Origin of the sequence: Massilia sp. MP_M2 (assembly GCF_039123635.1) — a bacterium.
Lineage (GTDB): Bacteria > Pseudomonadota > Gammaproteobacteria > Burkholderiales > Burkholderiaceae_D > Telluria.
Genome location: NZ_JBCHJF010000023.1, coordinates 1 through 5,060, shown reverse-complemented (window position 1 = coordinate 5,060; position 5,060 = coordinate 1). Strand labels below are relative to the sequence as shown.

General features: G+C 56.8%; 7 protein-coding genes and 1 pseudogene. 6 read left to right on the top strand and 2 right to left on the bottom strand.

All coding sequences use genetic code 11. The features are described from left to right. On the bottom strand, positions 1–202 hold a 202-nt coding region (locus RCH14_RS23970; protein ID WP_343028608.1), incomplete at its 3' end, for an excalibur calcium-binding domain-containing protein. 206 nt (positions 203–408) lie between these two features. On the opposite strand from RCH14_RS23970, the gene RCH14_RS23965 reads away from it, so the two are divergent. The 6 genes and pseudogenes from RCH14_RS23965 to RCH14_RS23940 all read left to right on the top strand — a co-directional run bounded on the left by RCH14_RS23965 (position 409) and on the right by RCH14_RS23940 (position 4,569). Next, the gene (locus RCH14_RS23965) at positions 409–882 is read left to right on the top strand and encodes a hypothetical protein (protein WP_343028607.1); all 474 of its coding nucleotides are present in this window, start codon (positions 409–411) and stop codon (positions 880–882) included. 110 nt (positions 883–992) lie between these two features. Beyond that, complete coding sequence (locus RCH14_RS23960; protein ID WP_343028606.1) at positions 993–1,397, top strand: plasmid mobilization protein; 405 nt, start codon at positions 993–995, stop codon at positions 1,395–1,397. Continuing rightward, positions 1,394–1,807, top strand: a pseudogene (locus RCH14_RS24090) (relaxase/mobilization nuclease domain-containing protein); the annotation flags it as partial. The gene RCH14_RS23960 and the pseudogene RCH14_RS24090, both read left to right, overlap by 4 nt. A gap of 328 nt (positions 1,808–2,135) precedes the next feature. Next, complete coding sequence (locus RCH14_RS23950) at positions 2,136–2,636, top strand: IncQ-type mobilization protein MobB (RefSeq protein ID WP_343028610.1); 501 nt, start codon at positions 2,136–2,138, stop codon at positions 2,634–2,636. Continuing rightward, a complete protein-coding gene (locus tag RCH14_RS23945; RefSeq protein ID WP_407070113.1) occupies positions 2,525–3,553 on the top strand; it encodes a RepB family DNA primase in 1,029 nt (342 codons plus the stop codon). The genes RCH14_RS23950 and RCH14_RS23945 overlap by 112 nt, the downstream gene beginning before the upstream one ends. A 116-nt stretch (positions 3,554–3,669) precedes the next feature. Beyond that, complete coding sequence (locus tag RCH14_RS23940; RefSeq protein ID WP_343028605.1) at positions 3,670–4,569, top strand: plasmid-related transcriptional repressor protein; 900 nt, start codon at positions 3,670–3,672, stop codon at positions 4,567–4,569. 379 nt (positions 4,570–4,948) lie between these two features. Here the strand turns inward: RCH14_RS23940 and RCH14_RS24085 are convergent. Next, the coding region (locus tag RCH14_RS24085) for an excalibur calcium-binding domain-containing protein (protein WP_407070112.1) at positions 4,949–5,060 on the bottom strand (112 nt) is incomplete at its 5' end.

Below are 5,060 nucleotides of genomic sequence, written 5' to 3'. Positions count from 1 at the left end.
CGCAAGCTAAACCGTCGTTGTCTGCATCGAGTTGTTTTTCGCCATCCCTAAACGCAGCTTGTGCCTCGCGTTGATTTTTAAAATCTTCACACTTAGCGTCCCCACTACCGCCGCCGCAACCAGAAATAACTCCGAAGATAGCAACAGCAGTAACTCGTAAAACAATGTTGCTCAGCCCTCGAACAGAAGGTGAAGTTTGCATATGGACAACCTATAAATTGTTAATGTGGAGGAAAAAATTCATTCTAGCAACTAAAATATTAGAAGAATAGCATTAGATTTCTTTTGTATCTTCTAAGCCAAAATTGGAATTCAAGGTTAGTAAAGTATTTAGCTGTTAATCATTTGTATTTTTATATGCTAGTCTGATAAAATATAGTATGTTTATCAGATAGATAGGAATCCGTTATGCAGTTTCGAGAGCAAGGCAAAAAAGTACAATGCATCCGGTCATTCTATGATCCGATAAGCAAGCGGAGCCGTCAAAAGCTGGTGGCTGCATTCGACCGGTATGCGGACAAATTTCCATCTGTCGAAATTGCCGAATTGACCGAAGCAGAGCGGCAGGAACTGGCAACTTGGTTTGAGGCGCGGCAGGTTGTTAAAGCAGAAAGGTTGAACCAGTACCGCGTGATGAGTGCTGCTGCGACTTTGGTCGAGCTTGCACAATCCATCAGGGCCACGGGTGCGGCCATGACGGATAGCGAAGCAGCTGCGACCTGGGGTGCGTTGAGTGGTGTGGCGAAGGCATTGCGCAAGGTTGGTCACCCAAAGCCGAAGCGTGAGAGCTTGGCCGTTGTCGTGCCGGGCCAGGCTGATTTGCTGGCTGATGTTGTGGAGCCGGTGGATGGGGTTACGCCTTCACCGTCGATAAGCGTATGATAGAGTTATCGGTGGGTAATCGGGTTAGAAGCAAGCCATGTTTTCGCTACGCGAAAACGGCCTCTTCCCTGCGGTCATCACCCCCACTTGCTGCGCTCGGAGGGTTGTAAATGCAACATCAAAAGCCAGAACCAGACGCCACCGCCGCGCCCAGGCGCGGGCGGGGTGGCCGTCCAAAAAACGAACCCGGCACCGTCCGCGATATGACCATCGGCGTACGTGTGTCGCGTTCCGAATTCGAAGCCTTGAAGGTCAAGGCCGAAGCCATGAGCGTGACGCCGGCGCAGTGGTTGCGCCAGGCCGCTTTATCGCGCCGTCTCCCGGCGCCGCCAGTTCCAGCAATCAACCGTGGGGAGTACGCCGACCTGGCGCGGCTTTCGGCCAATCTGAATCAGTTAGCCAGGGCGGGAAACGAAGGCCGGAATGTCGTGATAAACGACAGCCTTATTGAGAACCTGCGTGCGGAAGTTAATCAGTTGCGACTTGCACTGATTGGCATGAAAGGCAGCGAATGATTGCCAAAGCGGTGAAGGGAAAAGGCTTCCGTGGCGCGTTGGAATACGATCTCACGAAGGAGCAGGGCCGCGTCATTGACAAGAACATGGCAGGTGAAAAACCGCGAGAACTTGCGGCAGAGTTCGGCGAAATTCGTAAGCTAAGACCTAACCTGGGTAAGGCGGTTTTGCACGTTTCTTTATCCGCTGCGCCGGGTGAAAAGCTCAGTGATGAGCAGTGGCGCGAGATTGGCAAGCGGTATATGGAGGGCATGGGCTTGGAAAACAACCAGTTTGTGATGACCCGTCACGTTGATACCGAGCACGAACACGTCCACATTTTGGCGAACCGCATTCGCTTTGACGGCAGCGTGACCAGCGACAGCCACGACTACAAGCGGCAGGAGGTCATCATGCGCGAGCTGGAGAAGGAGTACGGGTTGCAGCGGGTGCCATCGAGCATCGAGGCCGAGCGCAAAGCGCCGACCAAGGGCGAGATTGAGCAGCATTTGCGGACTGGCGAGCCGTCCACCCGGCAGCAGTTGCAGCAGTTTTGTGATGCAGCGGCCAAAGGTTGCCGAAGCTTTACCGAGTACCAGGAGCGGCTGGACGCCGTGGACGTCGAGCTGGTGCCAGTCGTCCAGCTTGAAGGGGCGAAGCTGTCCGGCCTGTCGTATCGGCTGGACGGTATGACCATGAAGGGTAGCGACCTGGGCAAGGGCTACAGCCCGGCAGGGCTGGCAAAACGAGGGGTTACATATGAGCAAGATAGAGACTTTGCGGCAGTCCGCAGCAGTATCGAACGAGACACGGCTAGAGCGTTTGGCGAGCCAGATCGAGGCAGTGAGGCAAGCCAAGCACCAGAGCGCGGAGGACTTGGCCGTGACGCTGGAGCCACTGGCTCAGGCACTGGCCGCGCTGACGGACGAGACACGGCAGACGCTAATCGAGATCGACCGCAAGAGCCGGGAGCAGGCCGACACGTTCACGCGCCAGCTCACGGAGTCGGTGAAGGGATACAAGGAAGCGGCAGCGGAAGCGAACAAGGCCGCGGAGAGTCTGGACCGGGCAGGCCAGCGGATGGAGTGGAGGCACTACGCCCTAGCCGTGATGACCGGATTGTTTACGGCGGCGCTCGTGAGCGCGTTTTGGCTCTGGCTGAAGCCGCCGGTAATTCAGAACAGTCTGGACGCGGAAGCGGTAGCGGAGTATCTGAAACCCGCCGTGATCGAAGCCTTGAAGCGATCCAAAAACAAATAAAGGCGCTGGACGTTCCGCGCTTTGATGTTGGAATTCGGGAAGCAACGACCGGGCAAATGATGAACCGGGAATGGAGCCGAGCAGAGGTCGAGCAGTCCGCCGCATGGCTCAAGCGCATGAACGCCAAGGGCAACGACGTGTATATCCGTCCGGCTGGAGAGCATGGTTTGGTACTCGTTGACGACCTAACGGCGGATAAAATTTCTCGCATGGCAAAGGATGGTTTTCCATCCGCTGCAACGATAGAAACTTCGCCGGGAAACTATCAGGCATGGGTCAAGCTATCGGATAAGCCTTTATCTGACGATGCGCGCACTGTCGCGGCGCGATCACTGGCAAAGCACTACGGCGGCGACCTGAACAGCGCCGACAGCAAGCATTACGGGCGGCTAGCCGGGTTTACGAACCAAAAGCCGAAACACACCCGAGACGGGCGACAGCCGTATGTGCTTGCTCAGGAATGCACCGGCAAGGCTGCTACAGCCGCTCCAGCGCTCTTGGAACGTGTCGAGCAAGGGCTGGACAGGGCAGGGGCCCAAAAAGAGCGCCAAAAGCGCCTAGAAGCCCTCCAGGTAGCCAAGCCGGGATACGGTAGCTACGACCCCACCAGGGAATACCAGCGACAGGCCCAGCGCCTCATGGCGAAGTATGGTGATGACGCGGACCTCTCTCGCATGGACTGGATGATCGCGCAGGACATGGCAAAGGGTGGCCGCTTCACCGTGCAGGACATTGAAAAGGGCATCCGTGAGTGTTCCCCGAATGTGGAGAGCCGCAAGGCGGGTCACATCGAGGACTACGCCAGGCGCACGGCTGAAAAGGCGTGGAACGCCCCGGAGGTGACGCAGCACCGGCAAGAGCAGGCCCAGGAGAAGGCGCGGGAAGCGAAGCGTGATCGCGGCCAGAGCTTGGGGTGACCTTTCCCCGGCCGCGCAGCGGTGGGGCCGGTGTGTAGGAGTAATATTCGACGGCGCTGGACGGGGCGGACACCCCGGCCAGCGCCTAACCAACAACCAAGACGAGGACTTGATTTATGGCTGACGAGAAGGATAACGCACCACGGCGCAAGACACTGGCCGACGTGCTTGAAATGACGAAGCAACGCGCCGTCACTGGCAATGAGGCCGCCGAACAAAAGGCGGCGGAAACACCCCGGCAGATGTTCTTACCGGGCTTTGATATTGGGGCTTTTCCGAACCACCTGAACCGCTCCAGCTTTATTGCCCCGATCGCACGCGGGCGGCGCAAATTTCACCGGCAAACCGAGATGGTCACACGCAAGGATTGCGTGCTGGAGTACACAGGGGAGCAACTGGACGAAGCAGACGGCGACATCATCATGGCGTTGATCGCCTTTGCCCAGCCGTTCCCGATTGGGACGCCAGTACCGCTGAACCGTGCCGAGCTGCTACGCAAGATCAAGCGCAGCACCGGGAAACACGATTACGAGTGGCTACACCGCCGCATCAAGTCGCTGACCGAGGCGACGATGTTTCTTGAAGCAAGAAAGCCGGATGGCTCCACCAGGTATAGCATCGGCAAAACGGTGTCGTTCCGCATCATCGCTGGATTCAGCTACGACGACGCAGGCGAGGCGTACATCTACAGCCTAGATCCTCGTTGGGTGCAGATGTTTGGAAATCGGGAATACAGCCTGATTGACTGGGATAAGCGGATGCAGATCGGGCGTGGGCAGGACATGGCCAAGACCTTACAGCGCCTGCTAGGCACATCCGCCGACCCAGTCCAGCGCTACGCGCTGGACTGGCTTAAGGACAAGATGGAGTACGCCAGCCCTATACGGAAGTTCCGCGAAGCGCTGCAAGCTGCTGTGCACGAGCTGGAGCGGCTGGAGATCATTGCAAAGGGCAGCATCGAGGACAGCACCAAGGGCAAGCCCCAGCTTGTCCTGTGGCTCCAGCCATCGGGATAGCGTTCCGTTTCCAAGCTAGCTAAGTGCGACTTTTTCATCGGGATAGCGTTCCACCTTCATCGGGATAGCGTTCCGCTTCATCGGGATAGCGTTCCGCTTTATCGGGATAGCGTTCCGCCCCCCCTCTTGAAACCCGCATGGATAGGGCCTTTCAAGAGGTCGGAGTGCTCTCTACCTTCTTTCTACCTTTTATCTACTAAGAACCGCCTGTGGATAAGTTGCCGACCGAGCAAAGCGAGGCCGGTATCTGACACAGCGCCCCACCGCTGCGCGGCAGGGAAAGGTAGGGCGACCCCTTCAATCCATTGGGTCTTGGGATTCAAGGTGCAACGGAACGTAAAACCGGGTTAAGGAGCCACGGGACAAGCAAAATCTTTGATTATTTAGGCAAATGCTCGCAAGCTAAACCGTCGTTGTCTGCATCGAGTTGTTTTTCGCCATCCCTAAACGCAGCTTGTGCCTCGCGTTGATTTTTAAAATCTTCACACTTA